Annotated in this window: 17 protein-coding genes; 2 read left to right on the top strand and 15 right to left on the bottom strand. The window is 65.0% G+C overall.

The window, feature by feature from the left end:
- Positions 1–44 precede the first annotated feature (44 nt).
- On the bottom strand, positions 45–2,276 hold the full coding sequence (locus QWY74_RS05745) for a DUF3141 domain-containing protein (RefSeq protein ID WP_290313971.1): 2,232 nt from the start codon (positions 2,274–2,276) through the stop codon (positions 45–47).
- Between the two features lie 243 nt (positions 2,277–2,519).
- Here QWY74_RS05745 and lipA point away from each other — a divergent pair, with 243 nt between their 5' ends.
- Positions 2,520–3,587 (top strand): lipoyl synthase, encoded by a 1,068-nt coding sequence (gene lipA / locus QWY74_RS05740; protein ID WP_264825132.1) that lies wholly within the window; start codon positions 2,520–2,522, stop codon positions 3,585–3,587.
- Positions 3,588–3,698: 111 nt separating this feature from the next.
- On the opposite strand, the gene lipB is transcribed toward lipA, so the two are convergent.
- The 11 genes from lipB to QWY74_RS05685 all read right to left on the bottom strand — a co-directional run bounded on the left by lipB (position 3,699) and on the right by QWY74_RS05685 (position 14,118).
- Positions 3,699–4,346 (bottom strand): lipoyl(octanoyl) transferase LipB, encoded by a 648-nt coding sequence (gene lipB / locus QWY74_RS05735; protein WP_264825131.1) that lies wholly within the window; start codon positions 4,344–4,346, stop codon positions 3,699–3,701.
- 2 nt (positions 4,347–4,348) lie between these two features.
- On the bottom strand, positions 4,349–4,663 hold the full coding sequence (locus QWY74_RS05730) for a YbeD family protein (protein ID WP_264825130.1): 315 nt from the start codon (positions 4,661–4,663) through the stop codon (positions 4,349–4,351).
- Positions 4,664–4,799: 136 nt separating this feature from the next.
- Positions 4,800–6,032, bottom strand: a complete 1,233-nt coding sequence (locus tag QWY74_RS05725; RefSeq protein WP_435389128.1) for a D-alanyl-D-alanine carboxypeptidase family protein — start codon at positions 6,030–6,032, stop codon at positions 4,800–4,802.
- A 53-nt stretch (positions 6,033–6,085) separates the two neighbouring features.
- Positions 6,086–6,985: a septal ring lytic transglycosylase RlpA family protein gene (locus QWY74_RS05720; protein WP_264825129.1), complete on the bottom strand. Its 900-nt coding sequence runs from the start codon at positions 6,983–6,985 to the stop codon at positions 6,086–6,088.
- On the bottom strand, positions 6,982–8,037 hold the full coding sequence (gene mltB / locus QWY74_RS05715) for a lytic murein transglycosylase B (protein WP_264825128.1): 1,056 nt from the start codon (positions 8,035–8,037) through the stop codon (positions 6,982–6,984). Before mltB ends, QWY74_RS05720 begins: the two co-directional genes overlap by 4 nt.
- A gap of 37 nt (positions 8,038–8,074) precedes the next feature.
- Entirely contained in the window at positions 8,075–9,235 is a 1,161-nt protein-coding gene (rodA, locus tag QWY74_RS05710; RefSeq protein WP_264825127.1) for a rod shape-determining protein RodA, read from the bottom strand.
- Positions 9,232–11,154, bottom strand: a complete 1,923-nt coding sequence (gene mrdA / locus QWY74_RS05705; protein ID WP_290313970.1) for a penicillin-binding protein 2 — start codon at positions 11,152–11,154, stop codon at positions 9,232–9,234. The genes rodA and mrdA overlap by 4 nt, the downstream gene beginning before the upstream one ends.
- A 33-nt stretch (positions 11,155–11,187) precedes the next feature.
- Positions 11,188–11,655 carry a 23S rRNA (pseudouridine(1915)-N(3))-methyltransferase RlmH gene (gene rlmH, locus QWY74_RS05700; protein WP_264825125.1) on the bottom strand — a complete coding sequence of 156 codons (468 nt, stop codon included), beginning with the start codon at positions 11,653–11,655 and terminating at the stop codon, positions 11,188–11,190.
- The gene (gene rsfS / locus QWY74_RS05695) at positions 11,652–12,023 is read right to left on the bottom strand and encodes a ribosome silencing factor (protein ID WP_264825124.1); all 372 of its coding nucleotides are present in this window, start codon (positions 12,021–12,023) and stop codon (positions 11,652–11,654) included. Before rsfS ends, rlmH begins: the two co-directional genes overlap by 4 nt.
- A 123-nt stretch (positions 12,024–12,146) precedes the next feature.
- Positions 12,147–12,827 (bottom strand): nicotinate-nucleotide adenylyltransferase, encoded by a 681-nt coding sequence (gene nadD, locus QWY74_RS05690; protein ID WP_264825123.1) that lies wholly within the window; start codon positions 12,825–12,827, stop codon positions 12,147–12,149.
- Positions 12,808–14,118, bottom strand: coding sequence for a glutamate-5-semialdehyde dehydrogenase (locus QWY74_RS05685; protein ID WP_264825122.1), 1,311 nt, complete (start codon positions 14,116–14,118; stop codon positions 12,808–12,810). Before QWY74_RS05685 ends, nadD begins: the two co-directional genes overlap by 20 nt.
- 260 nt (positions 14,119–14,378) lie before the next feature.
- On the opposite strand from QWY74_RS05685, the gene QWY74_RS05680 reads away from it, so the two are divergent.
- Positions 14,379–15,782 (top strand): bifunctional DedA family/phosphatase PAP2 family protein, encoded by a 1,404-nt coding sequence (locus tag QWY74_RS05680; protein ID WP_264825121.1) that lies wholly within the window; start codon positions 14,379–14,381, stop codon positions 15,780–15,782.
- A gap of 209 nt (positions 15,783–15,991) precedes the next feature.
- On the opposite strand, the gene QWY74_RS05675 is transcribed toward QWY74_RS05680, so the two are convergent.
- Genes QWY74_RS05675 through mpl form a run of 3 tightly spaced genes read right to left on the bottom strand, consistent with a single transcriptional unit; the run spans position 15,992 to position 18,664 of the window.
- Positions 15,992–16,615: a LysE family translocator gene (locus QWY74_RS05675; protein WP_290313969.1), complete on the bottom strand. Its 624-nt coding sequence runs from the start codon at positions 16,613–16,615 to the stop codon at positions 15,992–15,994.
- Positions 16,616–16,671: 56 nt separating this feature from the next.
- On the bottom strand, positions 16,672–17,292 hold the full coding sequence (locus QWY74_RS05670) for a flavin prenyltransferase UbiX (RefSeq protein WP_264825119.1): 621 nt from the start codon (positions 17,290–17,292) through the stop codon (positions 16,672–16,674).
- The gene (gene mpl, locus QWY74_RS05665; protein ID WP_264825118.1) at positions 17,282–18,664 is read right to left on the bottom strand and encodes a UDP-N-acetylmuramate:L-alanyl-gamma-D-glutamyl-meso-diaminopimelate ligase; all 1,383 of its coding nucleotides are present in this window, start codon (positions 18,662–18,664) and stop codon (positions 17,282–17,284) included. The genes QWY74_RS05670 and mpl overlap by 11 nt, the downstream gene beginning before the upstream one ends.
- Between the last annotated feature and the right edge of the window lie 16 nt (positions 18,665–18,680).

Genomic DNA, 18,680 nt, shown 5'->3' with positions numbered 1-18,680 from the left:
CGGGGGCGACAAGGGAGCCTCCTGAATGGACAGCGCAACGCCCCTCAGTCGGGGCTTGTGGCGTCGTTGGCCGGGCGCTTCGCGGTGTCGTCGGGCCTGACCGAATTGAAGAGCTCGCGGATACGCTCGAAACGCTCCGCCGCATGCTCGGACAACTCACCGCTGGCCGCCAGGACATGCTCGATATGCTCGATATGCAAATCGATTTCGGCGGCACTCTGGCCCTCCAGCAAGGTCGGGATGGCGTTCAGCGCGCCTTCACGGTCATACTCGAGCACGAAGAACTGTTCACGCACCAGATGCTTGAAGTCGGCCAGGGTCGCACTGGGCTCGAGTTCAGCCCGAGAGGCACGCAAGCGCTTGAAATTGCGCTCATCACTGGCAGGCGCTCCGCCCAGCACATGGATCACCGAGCGCATCACGGCCTCATGGCTGCCGCCCTGGGCGATCCTGGCCCGGGTGCTGGCCCTACGCTGTTCGATGAAGCGCCGGTGTTCCGGCTCGGCGCCGGGACGATGTCGCTGGGAATGCGCATCACCATGGAGCCCCACCATGGCCTGCAGCATAGGCTGACCATAAAAAGTGAGAAAGCTCTGCTCGATCAAGCGATCACGATACTGACGCCAGGCATCCAGACCCTGAGATATGCCACTGGACATCACACCCTCCAGGGCCCGATAGACATTGTCCTGACCAACCTCATGGCGATCGCGGCGAATACGTTCAGCCATGACCGGGACCGCGCCCATTAGCGGATTGCGGTCCGAGAGCAGACGATAGCCCAGGCGATTGGGATGCATGCGGCGCATCATGCGGGCCGATTCCGGGGTGGCCGTGGCCTTGATCCAGGGCTGAGCGAAGAGGCGATACAGCCCCAGGTTGATCTCCGAGAGCCGCGCCACCGTGGCAAAGCGACGATCATCCTCGGGGCGATGCTGCACTTCCCTGTCCAGGTCATCCACCTCGCGTCGCTGGAACTCGAGCAGGTAATCACGCTCGACCGGCTCCCCAGATACATGCTGGTCGGCCGAGGTCACCTGGGTCTCGTAGAGCCCCGGCGGCAGGACATCAATGTAGTCCATGTTGGCCGTGAACTCGGCGTGCTCGCGGCGCGACACACTGCCCGAGACGAAGATGCCCAGATGACCAGTGCTGTCGTGCACGCAATACACGATGGTCTGCTCATTGGCGACGATATCCTCGGTGTTCTCGTAAAGGTCGCGCACCCAGCCCAGTGCCTGGGGCGGTGGCGTGATGTCATCACCCCGCGAACAGAACACCACGACCGGCGAGCGCAGATTGCGCAGGTCGATCCGACGCCCGTCCGAGGAGACCAGTTGCGCGGTGGACAGGCGATTGCCGACGAAGAGGTTGTCGACGATGTACTGGATTTCATCGGCCCCCAGCACCACGTGCCCGCCCCACCAGCGCTCGAAATCCAGGTAGCGCGGCGCTTCGGTATCGACATTGGCATACAGGCGATACTGCTTGTCCCACCAGGTGTTGGCCGGATTGAGGCGCTCGAAGTTCTGCACCAGCCAGGCCCCGTCGAACAGCCCCGCGCCCATGTCACCGAGCAGCGCCGTCATCCAGCTGCCGCCGGTCATGCCACCGGTGTAACGCATGGGGGCACCGCCACGCTCGCCGGCCCAGTAGGACAAGGGCGCACCGGCAATCAGGATCGGCCCGAACAGATCCGGTTCCAGAGCCGCCGCCATCATGATCTGCCAACCGGCCTGGCAATTGCCGACCACCATGGGCTTTTCGGAGATATCGGGATGGCGCTCGATCACATGGCGCAGAAAACTGACCTCGGCCTCGACCACGTCCTCGACCTGCTGACCGGGCACCGGGTACGGCAGAAAGCCGATGAAGTAACAGGGGTGGCCGGCCCTGAGCGCCACGCCGATTTCGCTGTCGGGCTTGAAGCCGCCAATCCCCGGACCATGGCCGGCTCGCGGGTCGACGACCACGAAGGGGCGGCTCTGCGGGTCGGTCTCGACCCCCTCGGGCGGCAGAATCCGCAGCAACTCATAGTTGACGGGGCGCGGCAGATCACGGCCATCGGCCAGTACCTCGGCCTCGAAACCCAGCACATTGGGTTTGGTCTTCTCGATGTGCTCGAGGTACTGATTGCCACGCTGTCGCATGACATCCAGGTAGAGGGTGCCACGCTCCATGGCATCGACCCAGTACTCGCAGGCCGCGCGACCAAAGCCGAAGGGATCCAGCAGGGACATCGTCGTCGTGGACGAAGAAGGCATCATGGGATACATCGCGGACTCCGTGGCGAAAGCCGGACATCATCCGGCGGGCAAGCATTTGCTGCAATGCAATATAGCGAATTCCGCGCGACAAGGGAAATATCCGGCGCCTGCAGGTCAGGCGTGAATATGGTACGTTGTGAGCATAATCCCGACAGGCCATGCCCGACGCCAGCCGATTTGCGGCAATCTCGTGGAATCCCCGCGACCGCATGGGCGTGACGCACAGCCGCCGAATGGAGAGGCTTGCAGATCATGAGCGACGAAACCGTCAAGAAGATTTCCAGCGGTGACAAGTACCGCAACGAACACGGTGCCACCGCCATCAAGGACGGCATGAAAGAACGCAGCCGGCCCGCAGAGGACAACCCCGAGCTGGGCCGCAAACCCAAGTGGCTGCGCGCCCAGATCCCGGGCGGTGAACGCTTCGACGCCGTCAAGCGCAACGTCGATGAGCACCGCCTGAGCACCGTCTGCGCCGAGTCCCACTGCCCCAACATCGGCGAGTGCTGGAGCAACGGCACCGCCACCATCATGCTGATGGGCTCGGTATGCACCCGCGCCTGTCGATTCTGTGCCGTGGACACCGGCAACCCCAGGGGCTGGCTGGACCAGGAGGAACCCCAGAATACCGCCAAGTCCGTGGAACTCATGGGGCTGCGGTATGTGGTTCTGACCTCGGTCGACCGCGATGACCTGGAGGATGGCGGCGCCACGCACTACGCCGACTGCATTCGTGCCATCAAGGCACGCACGCCCGAGGTCGCCGTGGAAGCCCTGACCCCCGACTTCGATGCGGACCCCGCCGCGGTGGAACGCGTGGTCGATTCCGGCCTCGAGGTATTCGCCCAGAATGTCGAGACCGTCGAGCGCCTGACCAGTCGCGTGCGCGACCCGCGGGCCGGGTATCGCAAGACACTGGATGTGCTGGCTCATGCCAAACGTCATCGCCCCGGCGTGATCACCAAGACCAGCCTGATGCTGGGCCTTGGCGAAACCGAGGAAGAGATTCTCCAGACCTTCGATGATCTGCGCGAGATCGGCGTCGATATCGTCACCCTGGGCCAGTACCTGCGCCCGACGCGCAACCACCTGCCGGTGGAGCGCTGGGTGACACCGGAGGAATTCGAGCGCTACCGCCAGCTCGGGCTCGAGAGGGGCTTCATGGAAGTCCCTTCCGGCCCACTGGTGCGTTCCAGCTACCGCGCCGACCGTGTCTTCGAGAACAACAATCTGGGCCTCGAGCTTGCCACGCCGGGAAAGATACCCGGCCAGGCAGCGGAGGAAGACCCCAACCGGATTCCCACTCTCAACGTGGGTTGATGCCCTGGCAGGGCCCAGCAACCCGGGCCATGACGCACAACGCCGACCTCCAGGGTCGGCGTTGTGCTTTAAAGGGCCGGAAGCCGCGAGCCCCCGATGCAGAGACGACCATCAGGCGTCGGCAGAGGCCTCGACAAACTGCAGGTCACGCCCCAGCTCGACGGCCAGACAATGCGCCAGCCGCAGCGCCGTGGTCGCCATGTCCGGTGGTGTCTCAAGCAGATCGGCCATGCGGGTCATGGTCATGCCGGCATAGCCGCAGGGGTTGATGCGCTCGAAGGGTGATAGGTCGCCTTCGACATTGAGCGCCACGCCATGAAAGCTGCCCCCCCGACGAATACGCAGCCCCAGTGAGGCAATCTTCGCCTCCCCGACATAGACGCCGGGCGCATCCGGTCGCGCATGGGCTGCTATGCCCACCTCGGCCAGCAGGGCCACCACGGCCCTTTCCAGCGCATTGACCAGATCCCGGACACCGAGGCCCGCCCGCCGGACATCCAGCAACGGATACGCCACCACCTGCCCGGGCCCATGATAGGTGACCTGGCCACCACGATCGGTGGCGACGACCGGAATGTCGCCGGGCATCAGCAGGTGCTCCGGCTTGCCGGCCCGGCCCTGGGTGAATACCGGCTCATGCTCGACCAGCCACAACTGATCCGCCGTGAAGGCATCGCGCTGGTCGGTGAGCTCGCGCATTGCCTGCCAGACCGGCTCATAGGGGCGCCGGCCCAGCCGGTGTACCTGAATCGGCTCCACGCCTAGACCACCATGTGCACGAGGCCGCTGGCCTTCAACTCATGAAAGAGTGCCTGCAGCTGCTCCTCGCCGGTGGCCCGGATGGAAAAACGTACCGACTGGAAGCGGCCATTGCGGCTGTCGATAACCTCGATGCGCGACGGATCGAAGTTCGGGTCGTGGCGTGACACTGTCGCGCAGACCATGTCGACGAAACCGTCCACGGCATCACCGACCACCTTGATCGGATAATCACACGGAAAGGTGATTTTCGGTGGTTCGGCCTGAGACTGGGTCTGGGTAGCTTGACGCAGATCGCGTCGGGTCTTTTCGTTCATCCCGCACCTGAGTGAAAGTATCTGAGTACATTCTACGTCAGCGTCGCGCCGCCACCAAGACGACAGCGAGCGCTGATGATCAGCGTCCGCCGCAGTCCGCAGGCAAGGAATGGCGCCCCCCCCCCTATCGGGGGTATCAACCGAACCAGCCACTCCACAGATCGGAGAAGAAACGGCTGACCTTGTCGATCATGCGCTTGAAGAATCCGCCCTCCTGGACCTCTTCTAGGGCCATCAGGTCACGCTGGCCGACGACCTCATCGCCCAGCCGGACCTCCATGGTGCCGACCATCTCACCGGCCTTGATGGGCGCGGTCAGGCCCTTGCGAATATCCAGCTTGGCAGTGAGCTCTTCATTGTGATTGCGCGGCACCGTCATGAAGACATTGTCGTCGACGCCGATCTTCAGCTCATTCTTGTCGCCTTCCCAGACCCGCGAGGTATTGAGGACAGCCCCCTGGTCATACAGCTTGAGGGTCTCGAAGTAACGAAAGCCATAACTGAGCAGCTTCTGACTTTCCTGGACCCGCGCCTCGGAGGACGCCGTACCCATGACCACGGCGATCAGTCGCATGTCATCACGCTTGGCCGAGGACACCAGGCAGTAGCCGGCTTCTTCGGTCCAGCCAGTCTTGAGACCGTCCACCGAGCTGTCACGCCACAGCAGCCGGTTGCGATTGGGCTGCTCGATGCCCCCATAGGTGAACTGCTTCTCGCTGTAGGTGGCGTAATGCTTGGGGTAATCATTGATGATGTAACGCGACAACATGGCCAGGTCGCGGGCCGAGGAATAATGATTCTCGTGCGGCAGACCGGTCGGGTTGACGAAGTGAGTGTTCTCCATGCCCAACCGCGTGGCATGCTGGTTCATGATATCGGCGAAAGGCTCGATGCCACCAGCGAGATACTCGGCCATGGCGACACTGGCATCATTGCCCGAGACGATGATGATGCCGTGCAGCAGCTCACTGACCGGCACCCGATCGCCAACCTCGATGAACATCTTGGACCCCCCGGTGCGCCAGGCCTTCTCGCTGATCGGCACCTGGTCGTCGAGGGAGATATTGCCCTGGTTGAGTTCCCGCTCCACCAGATAGGCAGTCATCAGTTTGGTCAGGCTGGCCGGTGGCAGGCGCTCATCCGGGTTGTGCTGGGCGATGATACGGCCGCTCCCGGCGTCCATCAGCAGCCAGGAAGTTGCCGCCAGGCGCGGCGGCGCCGGAATCATGGTCTGCGGTTGTGGCTGGGCCTGGGGTTGCGGCTGCGGAGTGGGGTTCGTCTCCTGGGCCTGGAGCGGCATGCTGACCAGCGAGCATGCCAGCAGTGCCGGCATCATGCGACGGAGGAAAAACGAGCAGGACACATTCATGGCGGTAAATCTCTTCGAGTACTTCACTGGAGGAATCAACGGGTGGATGCCGATCAGTCGGCACCATCGACGATAAAGGTCTGGTCGAAGCCGACACGGCTCAACTGGCCGCGTACGGCGCTCACCTGGTCGGTGTGCTGCAGGGGCCCGACCTGGACACGGTACAGATCCTCGGCACTGGCGACCCGGACCGACCGCGAGAGACTGCCTTCGAGGCGCGTCTTGAGGGCGCGCGCGCTGTCTGCCGAGCCCAGTGCCGCCACCTGCAGGTAGACCGGAGCCCCGGCCGCGGCCGTGCTGGACGTGGTTGTCGAGGACGCGGAAACCGCCTCGGCCTCGGCGCCAGCCCCGCCGCTCTGCCTGGCCTGCCAGGCCTGTGGGTCAATCGCCTCGACCCTGACCCTCCCGGTGCCATGATCGACCATGTCCAGTCGCGACGCCGCGGCATAGGACAGGTCGATTTCCCGCTCACTGTGGAAGGGGCCACGGTCATTGACCCGCACAATCACCGAGCGGCCGTTGTCGAGGTTGGTGACACGGGCAAAGGTCGGCAGCGGCAGATGGCGATGCGCGGCACTCATCTTGTACATGTCATAGATTTCGCCATTCGAGGTGGCATACCCATGAAACTTCTTGCCGTACCAGGAGGCCGTGCCGGTGCGCTCATAGCCACTGGCATCCGAAAGCACCCGATAGGTCTTGCCCCAGACTTCATAGCGCGACTTGTTGCCGGCCCGGGACTTGGGCTCAGGGCGTGGCACGGCATCGGGCACCTGACTGACATCCGGTGGCTGCTCGGGATAGGCGTCGCTGGACATGGCATACCGGCCTCCAGCGGTCCCCTCGGCCGCTGCCTGGCCTTCCTGCTCCGCGGGCGGGCTCTGCTGTCCCCCATCACTGGCACAGCCCGCCAGCAACAGCCCGACGCAGACGACACTCCACCTCGACTTCATGAACGCTCCCCGGCCTCAAAGGCCGTTGCCGAGAACCAGTCATCCGGCTCACCACGCTGCGCGGCAATCGCTTCCGCCAGGGTGGTGACGGCCATGGCGTACAGATAACTGTGGTTATAGCGAGTGATCACATAGAAGTTGTCCAGGCCCAGACGGTAGTCGATGCTGCCGTCGGCCTGCTCCAGCGCCAGCGGGATGACCCGGGTGGAGTCCGCCAGCTCGCCCCGGGGCTCGATGCCTGCCGCCCGCAGTTCAGCCACCGTGACATACGGCTCTTGCGCCTGGTTGAAGTCGACCGAGGCGGGCGCGCTGGCCGGCCCCCGGGCATCCTGATAGATCGCGGCGCCATCCTGCCAGCGGTGCTCGGCAAAGTAGTTGCCGATACTGCCGATGGCATCAACCGGGTCCGTCCAGAGATTGCGCACCCCATCGTCGTTGAAGTCCACGGCATAGGCACGATAGCTGGTCGGAATGAACTGCGGATACCCCATGGCCCCGGCATAGGAGCCTTTCAGGCTGCCGGGCGCGACGCCTTGCTCGTGGGCAATTTCCAGAAATGCCGCCAGCTCGCCACGGAAGAAGCTGCCGCGGGACTCATGATGGAAGGCCAGGGTCGACAGCGAATCCAGCACCCGGTGGTCACCCTTGATCTCGCCATAGCGGGTCTCGACGCCCAGAACAGCGGCCACGACCTCGACCGGCACCCCGTACTCGCGCTGTACACGCTCGAAGGACTCCTGGTGCTGCTCGATGAAGCGCACCCCCTTGGCGATGCGTTCCTCATCGAGAAAGATGCCCCGATAATCGTGCCAGACCATGTGGTACTCGGCGGCACCGGACATGGCATCCAGCACCTCCTGACGGTAATCCGCCTGTTGCATGGCATCTTCCAGCCAGGCCCGGTCGACCCCTTGGGTACTGACCTCATCGATCAGTGCCTTGACCTCCCCCTGGCGCGGCGCAAAATCGCCGGCCGTGGCCGAGGCGCAGGATACCACCAGACAGCCCGCCACCAGCCTGGCCCAACGCGCGCTTCGCGACATCCCGGTCATCCTGTTGTCTCCCTAGAATCCTTGGCCTGTCTGCTGGCTAACGCGGCAGCAGACGGCGATGCGAATGAATCGCCATGAGAATACCGAAACCCGCCAGCAAGGTCACGCTGGAGGTTCCACCAAAACTGACCAGCGGCAATGGCACGCCCACCACCGGCAGGATACCGCTGACCATGCCGATATTGACAAAGACGTAGATGAAAAACGTCAGGATGATGCTGCCGGCCAGCAGCCGCCCGAAGGTGTCCTGGGCGATGCTTGAAAGCCAGAGCCCCCGACAGACGATCATCAGGTACAGCAGCAGGAACACCAGCATCCCCACCAGACCGAATTCCTCGCCGAGCACGGCGACGATGAAATCGGTGTGGCGCTCGGGCAGGAATTCCAGCTGCGACTGGGTGCCCTGCAACCAGCCCTTGCCCCACAACCCTCCGCTGCCCAGCGCAGTGGTCGACTGGATGATGTTCCAGCCGGCCCCCAGGGGATCGCTCTCCGGTGCCAGAAAAGTCAACACCCGCTGGCGCTGATAGGCATGCATGTTCATCCACAGCAGTGGCAACGCGGCCGCCATCATCAGCACCAGCGCGGAGATGATGCGCCACGACAACCCCGCCAGGAGAATCGCGAACACCGCGGCGGTTGCCACCAGCAGGGAGGTCCCCAGGTCCGGCTGGCGCGCTATCAGGGCGACCGGCACGCCAATCAGCAGCGCGCATACCAGCAGCTCGCCGAGCCTGGGGGGCAAGGGCCTGCGACACAACCAGGCCGCCACCATCAAGGGCACCGCCAGCTTCATCATCTCCGAGGGTTGAAAGCGCACCACGCCGGGAATCACCAGCCAGCGCTGGGCGCCCATGCCCATGTCCCCCATCACCTCGACGGCCACCAGCATCAACACCCCGACCAGATAGGCCGGCAGGGCCCAGCGATACAGGGTCGCCGGCGAGAACTGCGCCAGTACCACCATGACCACCAGCGCCACGCCGAAACGCAGCGCCTGAGCGATCACCACCTCGAGGCTCTCACCACTGGCGCTGTACAGCACCACCAGGCCGGAGAGCATCAATATCAGCAACAGGCCGGTCAGCCACGGGTCCAGATGGATACGCTCCCAGATACTGCGGCGCCGCGACATGCCACTGCGCGGCGCCCCGACCGGATGGACGCGCCTTCCCATGGGCAGCTCGAATCGGCTCATCGCTGTGCTCCTTGCCCGGTGGGGGCCGATGCACCCTCGCCTTCCTCGGCTTCCTCGGCTTCCCGAGGCTTGCCGGCATTGCGCTCGAGCAACCAGAAGTCGGTCATCGAACGCGCCAGGCCCGCGGCATGACTGCTACCGCCGCCGGCATTCTCGACGATCACCGAGACCGCAATCCGGGGATCCTCCACCGGCGCAAAGGCCATGAAGAGCGCATGGTCACGCAGGCGCTCCTCGAGCTCGTCGGCATTGTATTTTTCGTTCTGGCCCAGCGAAAAGACCTGGGCCGTTCCGGACTTGCCGGCCATGCGGTATTCAAGATCGGTGCCGGAGCGCCGCGCCGTGCCCTCGTTGCCGGACAGCACGTCCTCCATGCCGGAGAAGACCTCACCCCACCAGCCTTCGCGGCTCACCTCGATATCCTCCGGGGTCTCAGGCAGGTCCACCGGCACGGCCTCACCGCCGATGCTTTGGGCCAAGCGCGGCTTCACCCAGTCCCCGCGATTGGCCAGCACCGCCGTGGCGGTCGCCAGCTGCAGCGGCGTAATCTGCAGATAACCCTGACCAATGCCCACCGACAGGGTCTCGCCGGGATACCAGGGTTCGCCAAAGCGCTCGCGCTTCCACTCGCGTGACGGCAGCAGCGCCTTGCCCTGGCCATGAACATCGTGAGCCGTGCGCTGGCCGAAACCGAAACGGGCGAGATTGTCCTGGATGCGGTCGATGCCCAGGTCATGCGCCAGGGAATAGAAATAGGTATTGTTCGAGACCTCCAGGGCACGGCCCATGTCGACGCGACCGTGCCCCCAGCGCAACCAGTTGCGATAACGCCGGTCATCATTGGGAAGCTGGTAGTAGCCCGGGTCGTAAATGGTTTCGCGCGGTGTGATCACCCCCTCGCGCAAGCCCGCCATGGCTATGAACGGCTTGATAGTCGAACCCGCCGGATAACTGCCCCGGCTGGCGCGGTTGAACAGTGGCAAATCCAGGTCCTGCTGCAGGTCGCGATAGGACGCCACATCGATACCTGTGACAAACTGATTGCTGTCGAACCCCGGCACTGAACTCATCGCCAGAATTTCGCCCGTCTGCGGGGCAATGGCGACGATGGCACCGCGCCGACCATCGAGGAGCTCCACGGCATGCTGCTGAAGTGGCTTGTCCAGGGTCAGGGTCAAGTCCTTGCCGGGCTCCGGGTCGGTATGGTCGAGCTGGCGAAGGGCGCGGCCCCGCGCATTGGTTTCCACCTTGCGCAGACCGGCCTTGCCGTGCAGCTGGGCTTCGTAAAAACGTTCGACGCCGGTCTTGCCGATGAAATGAGTGCCGGCATAGTTGCCGCTGTCGAGCCGCTCGAGTTCCTCGCTGTTGATTCGGCCGACATACCCCAGGGCATGCGACATCAGTTCGGCATCCGGGTAGTAGCGAAGCAGCTGGGCCTCGACCTCGACGCCCGCCAGGCGGTGGCGATTGACCGCCAGCCGGGCGATCTGCTCCTCGGTCAGGTCACTCATCAAAAGCGCCGGTTGGAAGGGGCGTTGGCGCTGACGAGAGCGCTCGCGAAAGGCCTCGACCTCGGCATCGGGCAACTCGAGTATCTCCACCAGACGCGACAGGGTGGCGTCCAGGTCATCGACCCGCTCACGCACCAGGGTCAGGTTGTAGGTCGGCCGGTTTTCCGCCAGCAGCTGACCGTTGCGGTCATAGATCAAGCCCCGGGTCGGCGGCAACGGCTCGACGCGTACACGATTCTTTTCCGAACGGGTGCTGAAGACCTCATGCTGGACCACCTGAAGATAGAACAGGCGCCCGCCCAGCAGACCGCACAGCAGTATCACCACGATCAAGGCCAACAGGGCGCGTCGTCGAAAGACCCGCAACTCATGCTGGGGGTTTTTCAGGGTGTCGCGGTGCTTGCGCATGCGGGTAATGGCCCTCGGAACGCTCGACGTCGCTCAACGGTGATACGGGTGGCCGACCATCAGGGTCCAGGCACGATACAATTGCTCGGCGAGCAAGACCCTGACCAGCGGATGCGGCAGGGTCAGCGGAGACAGCGACCATCGCTGGTCGGCCCGCGCCGAGAGGGAGGCGTCAAGACCGTCCGGCCCACCCACCAGCAGCGCCACATCACAGCCGGCGTGGCGCCAGTCGGCCGTCTGCTCGGCCAGCTGCTCGGTGCTCCAGGCTTTACCGCCCACCTCGAGGGCCACAATGTGCTCATTGCCCTTGAGGCGTGCCCGAATCCGCTCCGACTCCTGGGCCATGGCACGGCCTGTATCGGCGTTCTTGCCACGCGCCCCGGGCGCAATTTCCTCGATGTGCAGGGCAAAGTCCCGCGGCAGGCGCTTGCGGTACTCCTCCACACCCTGGTTCACCCAGCCCGGCATGCGGTTGCCCACGGCGAGCATGCGGACCTTCATGACGAACCGCTGACCTCTTCCTCGCGCCGCGGCAGACCATCGGTGGGCAGATCCGCCCAGAGCCGTTCCAGGTCATAGAGTGCCCGTGTCTCGGGCATCATCAGATGCACGACCACATCGCCGAGGTCCACCAGAACCCACTCGGTACCGCTTTCCCCCTCGACCCCCAGGGGAGGGAACCCCTCGTCCTTGGCGGTCTTGATGAGATTGTCGGCGAGAGCGGCGAGATGGCGAATGGAGGTGCCACTTGCCACCACCATCAGTTCGGTCACGCTGGTCATACGGGATACATCGAGCTGCACGATGTCCTGGGCCTTGAGTTCCTCCAGTGAGTCGATCACCAGAGTCTTGAGTGCGTCGCTGTGCATACCCTTCTTATCTGCCCTCGTCAGCAGGAAATGTAGCCCCATTGTACCGGGTCGAGCGGCGCCTGGCAGTGATCCATGACAGGTCGGGGCAGATTTTTGGCCAGCTCAGGTGGGCGCCCCGCCTCAGGCGGATGCCGGCCGATAGAGCCCATGCGTCAGCAGATACGACTCTACCGCTTCCGGCAGCAGATAGCGCACACTCTCGCCGGCGGCCAGACGACGCCGGACTTCGGTGGCCGAAAGGGCCATGCGCGATGGCAGGCGCAGATGCAGCGCACGCCCCTGAGGAACCGCCAGCAGATCCGCCCTGTCCTCGACCTCGCGACCGGCCATCAGTTCCCGAAGCGCTTCCGACCAGGGCGTTTCATGGTCCGGGCGGTCGATCACCACCAGGTTCGCCAGCCTGAACAAACGCTGCGGGTCGCGCCACTCGGGGAGTCTCAGGAAAGCATCATGGCCCAGCACCATGACCAGGCAAGCCTCGGCGCCATACAGTTCGCGCAGCTCAGCGAGCGTATCCACACTGTAGGAAGGGCCACTACGGGACAGCTCCCGCGGGTCGGCCACCAGGCCCGGGGTGTCACCAATCCCCAGTCGCAGCAGGGCCAGACGGTCTTCCGGTGTCACCTGTGGGGTGTCACGCAATGGCGAGCGCGCTGCCGGCACCATGTGCAGGCAGTCCAGCCCCAGGGCTTCGTGCAGCTCGACAGCACTGCGCAGGTGTCCCAGGTGGACCGGATCAAAGGTCCCGCCCATCATCGCCACGCGCGAAGGCAAGGCGGCCTCATTCACGGATCTGACCATCCCCGAAGACCACATACTTGCGCGTTGTCAGCCCCTCGAGCCCCACCGGCCCGCGAGCATGCAGGCGGTCGGTGGAAATACCGATCTCGGCACCCAGTCCGTACTCGAAGCCGTCGGCAAAACGGGTCGAGGCATTGACGATCACCGAGCTGGAGTCGACCTCCGCCATGAAGCGACGCGCCAGACCATAATGCTCGGTGACGATGGTATCGGTGTGCGAGGAGCTGTAACGCTCGATGTGTTCCATCGCCGCCTCGATGCCCTCGACCACACGCACGGCCAGAACCGGGGCCAGGTATTCGGCCGACCAGTCGGCCTCGCTGGCCGGCAGGATGTCCGGCAGGATCTCACGGGTCGCCGCACAGCCCCGGAGCTCTACCCCATGCTCAGCGTAGGCCCGGGCCAGACGAGGCAACAGCGACTCGGCGACGGGCGCATCGATCAGCAGGGTTTCCATGGTGTTGCAGGTGCCGTAGCGCTGTGTCTTGGCATTGACGGCAATGGCCAGGGCCTTCTCCGCATCCGCCGTGGCGTCGATGTAGACATGACAGACACCATCCAGGTGCTTGATCACCGGCACGCTGGCCTCTCGGGCAATAAGCTCGATCAGCGACTTGCCTCCGCGCGGGATGATCACGTCGACGTACTCGGGCATGCGAATGAGGTGTCCGACCGCTTCCCGGTCAGTGGTGGCCACGACCTGCACGGCCGCCCGGGGCAGTCCGGCCTCCTCGAGGCCGCGACCAATGCATTCGGCAAGGGCGGCATTGGACGCCCTGGCCTCGGAGCCGCCGCGCAAAATGCACGCATTACCGGATTTCAGACAAAGGCTCGCGGCCTCCAGGGTGACATTGGGTCGCGATTCATAAATGATGCCGATCACGCCGAGCGGCACCCGCATCTGCCCCACCTGGATGCCGCTTGGCCGAGAGCGCAGGCCGTCCACTTCGCCCACCGGATCCGGCAACGCGGCCACCTGACCGAGCCCCTCTATCATGGCGTCGAGGCGAGCTTCATCCAGCGCCAGCCGATCGAGCAGGGCCGCATCCAGACCATGGCGGCGACCGTCCTCCAGGTCCCGGGCATTGGCGGCCAGCACCTCGGAACGCGCGGCGTCCAGATGGCGGGCCATGGCATTCAGGGCCGCATTCTTGGTGGCCGTTTCCACGCGACGCATGGCCGTGGCCGCCTGGCGCGCCGCCATACCCAGACGCTCCATGTAGGCCTCGACGTCCCGGATGCCGGTCGCCTGGGTCGAATTACTGTCAGAGTGTGTGACGTGTGCAGTCATGCCGTAACATATCTCCTGAAGGGGCGGCCGGGGATGGGGCGCAAAGCGCCTCGGCGTGTCTTGATCCCGCGCGGGCCGCTGAACACCAGCCGTCCGCTTGAACTGTCGACCATGTTAAGTCACCCACCGGGCATCTACCAAGCCGCGCCTTGGCACGGTCCCGGGCAGACCCACGCTTGAGCCGGCGGCGCCATATCGGTTATACCGCTTTATCCAACCGGCGGCCGGCCAGGCTCGCCCTTCGTTGCAGGGAGTGCGCCTTGAACCTCACCGACGCCTTTTATCAGCTATCGCCCTCGCCCACCCTGCTGCTGGTGATTGTGGGGCTGGTGGCGATGGTCGAGTCCCTGGCTCTGGTCGGCCTGCTGGTGCCCGGTGTGGTGCTGATCACGGCGGCCTCCTCGATGGCCGGCCATCAGGAGCTGGCGGTGATCTGGGTCATACTGATGGCCTTTTTGGGTGCCGTCGCCGGCGATGGCCTGAGCTTCTGGCTGGGCTATCGGCATCGTGAGCGGGTGCCGACCTGGTGGCCGCTGTCGCGCCATCCGGAGTGGTTGAGCCGCGGCGCGCGCTTCTTCAAGCGCCATGGCGCCCTCTCGGTGTTGCTGGGGCGTTTCGTCGGCCCGGTGCGCCCGATCATTCCGCTGATTGCGGGCATGCTGCACATGTCCCCACGCCGGTTTCTGTGGGCCAACGTGATGTCCGCCGTTCTGTGGGCGCCGGCCTATGTGCTGCCGGGCTATCTGCTGGGTCATGCCTGGCAGCGACTGCCCGGTCTGCCCGCCGCACTGGAGCCCTGGCTGGCCACCCTGGGGGGCATCATCGTGGTGCTCGCCATCGTCTTCTCCTGGCTGCGTCACCAGACCTCCCGGGATGGCCATGTCTACCGGGCCCTGGTCAAGCTGGCGCGCTACAGCCGCGTGGGACGCATGATATGGCGCCTGCTGGCCCTGCAGCGCAACAGCGAGCCGCCACTGGCCAGTTGGCTGTTGCTGCTGGCGTCCCTGTCGGCGCTGTGTGCCTTGACGCTCGTCGTTCTGCAACAGGACGGCCCACTGCCGATGGACCAGCGCCTGCATGACCTGCTCGGCTCGCTTTCCATGTCGGGCCTCGAGACAACCGGACTCATTCTCGCCGAAATCGGCGACCTGCTGGGGATCCTGGCCCTGGTGGTGCCCTGGGCGCTCTGGTGGTTGTGGCAGAAACGCTGGGATGCCCTCGCCCATCTGGGCGGTGGCCTGCTGGGCATTGCCGTGCTCAATGTGCTGGGCAAGACCCTGATCGACCGAGCCCGCCCCATGACACCGGAACACCTCACCGGCTCCATGGCCTACCCAAGCGCCCATACCTCCACCGCGGTGGTATTGCTGGGCATGGCCGCCGCCTTCATCGCGCGCGAGCTGCCGCCGGGGTATCGATTCTGGGCCTACTGGGTCGCCATCGCCCTCGCCGTTCCCATGGCCCTGTCGCGCCTGTTCATCGGTGTGCACTGGCTGAGCGACCTGATCGGCGGCGCCCTGCTCGGCCTGGTGGTCTGCGCCCTGGTCCAGCTCGCCTGGCAACGCCGGCCCCGGGACCCGCTGAGCCCCGCACCCTGGCCATGGCTTGCCACCGCCTCGCTCGCCCTGCTGACCGCCAGGGTATGGTGGGTGGGGCCGGCGTGAGCGTGAAGAGTGAAGAGTGAAGAGTGAAGAGTGAAGAGTGAAGAGTGAAGAGTGAAGAGTGAAGAGTGCCAGGCTAGCCCCAGGGTTGGGAGCGTCAAGGTTTATCTTCCCTCTTCAAGGCGCGCAGCGCCGTTCTTCCCTCTTGATTCTTTGAAGGTGCGTAGCGCCGATCTGCCCTCTTCATTCTCGAAGCGGCCGAAGCCGCTTGTTCAGCCTGCCGCCAACCACAGGCCGACGCCGACCATCAGGGTGCCGGCGATGCGGTTGAGCAGGCGGACGTTGCGGCTGTTGCCGAGCAGGTGGCGCAGGGTCTGACCGCCGGTGGCATAGGTCAAGAGGGCCAGGAACTCGATGCTCAGGATGAGCGTCACCAGCAGCGCCAGTTGCCCGGCCAGGGGTCGTGAGGCGTCGAGGAAGGGCGGCAGCAGGGCCACGAAGAAGGCCCAGCCCTTGGGGTTGGCGACGGCGGTGACGAAGCCCTGAACGGCGAGTTCCCGGCGCCCTGCCCGACTGCCGGTGCCCAGTTCCTCGGGCACCGCCATGCGTCCCCGGGAGCGCCACATCATCACCCCCAGGTACACCAGATAGGCGCCACCCAGCCACTTGAACACCGCGAACAGGGCCGGCTGCTGAAGCATCAGCGCAGCCACGCCGGCGCCGGCCGCGGCGGCCACCAGGCCGACTCCCGTCAGCTCGCCCACCATCATCCACAGGGTATGCTTCACGCCCTGGGTCATGCCCAGCACCATGGCGAGCGTCATGCACATACCGGGGGTCAGCGAGACCAGCAGGAAGGTCGGCACGAAGACCGAGATCAGGGAGAGGTCGAGCATGATGGCCTCATGACATGCGGTGGCGGAAGCGTGGCGACACCAACGCCCGGGGGCGACTAGGTTTCCGCTCCCCAGGCCGGCATCAACTCATGCGCGATCCCCAGTTGATTGAGAATCCGGGCGACGATGAAGTCGATCATCTCCTCCACGCTGGATGGGCGATGATAGAAGCCGGGGGCCGCCGGCAACACCACGGCGCCGAGCCGCGAAAGCTCCAGCATGTGCTGGAGATGAATGACCGAGAGCGGTGTCTCACGCGGCACCAGCACCAGTTGGCGGCGCTCCTTGAGGGCCACGTCGGCCGCCCGCTCGATCAGGTTGTTGCTGGCCCCGCAGGCCACGGCCGAGAGCGTGCCGGTGGAGCAGGGGCAGACCACCATGGCCGAACTCGCCCCGGAGCCGGAGGCGACCGGCGCCATCCAGTCTTCCCGCCCGAAACAGCGGATCTGATCGGCGCCGGCGCCGAAACGCTCGGCCAGCACCTCGGCCAGGCGCTCGGGCTTGGCCGGCAGCGTCACGTCAGTTTCGGTGGCAATCACCATGTGCGCCGCCTTGGAGATCATCACCCAGACCTCGTGTCGAGCGGCGATCAACACCTCGATCAGGCGCAGACCATACTGGGCGCCCGAGGCGCCGGTAATGGCCACGGTCACGGGAGCTTGATAATCACTGGCCATGGGTCTGCTCCAGGGCGCTCAGCAAGCGCTCATGTATCCCGTCGAAACTTCCGTTGGACATGATCACGATGCGATCTCCTGCACGCGCTTCAGCGACGATCCGGGCCACCAGATCCTCCAGCGACGTGAATTCAAGGCTGGGCGTGGATGCCGCCTCGAGTACCGGGCCGAGCTGCCAGTCCAGGGTCGGCGGCTGATACCAGAACGCCAGGTCGGCACTGTCCACGCTGGCCGCCAGACGCTCCCGCAGGGTACCCAGGCGCATGGTGTTGGAGCGCGGCTCGATGACCGCCAGCAGGCGTCCTTCATTGCCGCTGGCGCGCAGGCCCTCCAGGGTGGACGCAATGGCCGTGGGATGATGGGCGAAGTCATCGATCACACTGATGCCGGCCACCACCCCGCGCAGCTCCTGCCTTCGCCGCGGCGTCTCGAATCGCGACAGCGCCCGGGCCGCGTCCTGAACCGCAACACCACAGGCCTCGGCGACCACCATGGCCGCCAGGGCATTACGCGCATTGTGGTGGCCGGTCAGCGACCAGTCGACCCGCGCCGATTCCGCCCGGTCATGGCCGGCTCGGGTCACGTCAAAGCACGACGCATCCTGGCGTTCCAGGCGCAGCTGCCAGTCACAGCCGGAGGATTGCCCGAAGCGGGCCACCGGCGTCCAGCATCCCTGCGCCAGCACGCGCTCCAGTGCCGGTTCTCCGTCGGCCACCACCAGCTTGCCCTTGCCGGGCACGGTGCGTACCAGATGATGGAACTGACGTTCGATCGCCGCCAGGTCGTCGAAGATATCCGCGTGATCGAACTCCAGATTGCCCAGCACGGCGATCTCGGGGCGGTAGTGCACGAACTTGGAGCGCTTGTCGAAAAAGGCCGTATCGTATTCATCGGCTTCAACCACGAAGGGCGCCTCGGGGGCGCCGAGCCGCGCCGAGACCCCAAAGTTGCGCGGCACACCGCCGATCAGAAACCCCGGTGACTGTCCCGCTTCCTCCAGCAACCAGGCCACCAGACTGGCCGTGGTGGTCTTGCCATGGGTGCCTGCCACGGCAATCACCCGCCGCCCGGGCAGCACCTGCTCGGCCAGCCACTGGGGCCCGGACGTGTAGGGCAGACCGAGATCGAGCAGCGCTTCGACCTCCGGATTGCCACGCGACAGAGCATTGCCCACAACCACCAGATCCGGGCGAGGTTGCAGGTTTTCCGCCGCATAGCCTTCCATCAGGGTGATACCCGCCTGCTCCAGCTGGGTGCTCATGGGCGGATAGACCCCGGCATCGGAGCCGCTGACCTGCACCCCCTGCTCGCGCGCCAGCAAGGCCAGACTGCCCATGAAGGTGCCGCAGATGCCAAGAATATGAAGATGCATGCTGTCTCCAGTGCCG

Source organism: Halomonas almeriensis, from assembly GCF_030409235.1.
GTDB classification, from domain to species: domain Bacteria; phylum Pseudomonadota; class Gammaproteobacteria; order Pseudomonadales; family Halomonadaceae; genus Halomonas; species Halomonas almeriensis.
The sequence above is the reverse complement of the archived record's forward strand: the minus strand, read 5'-3'. Positions and strand labels throughout refer to the sequence as shown.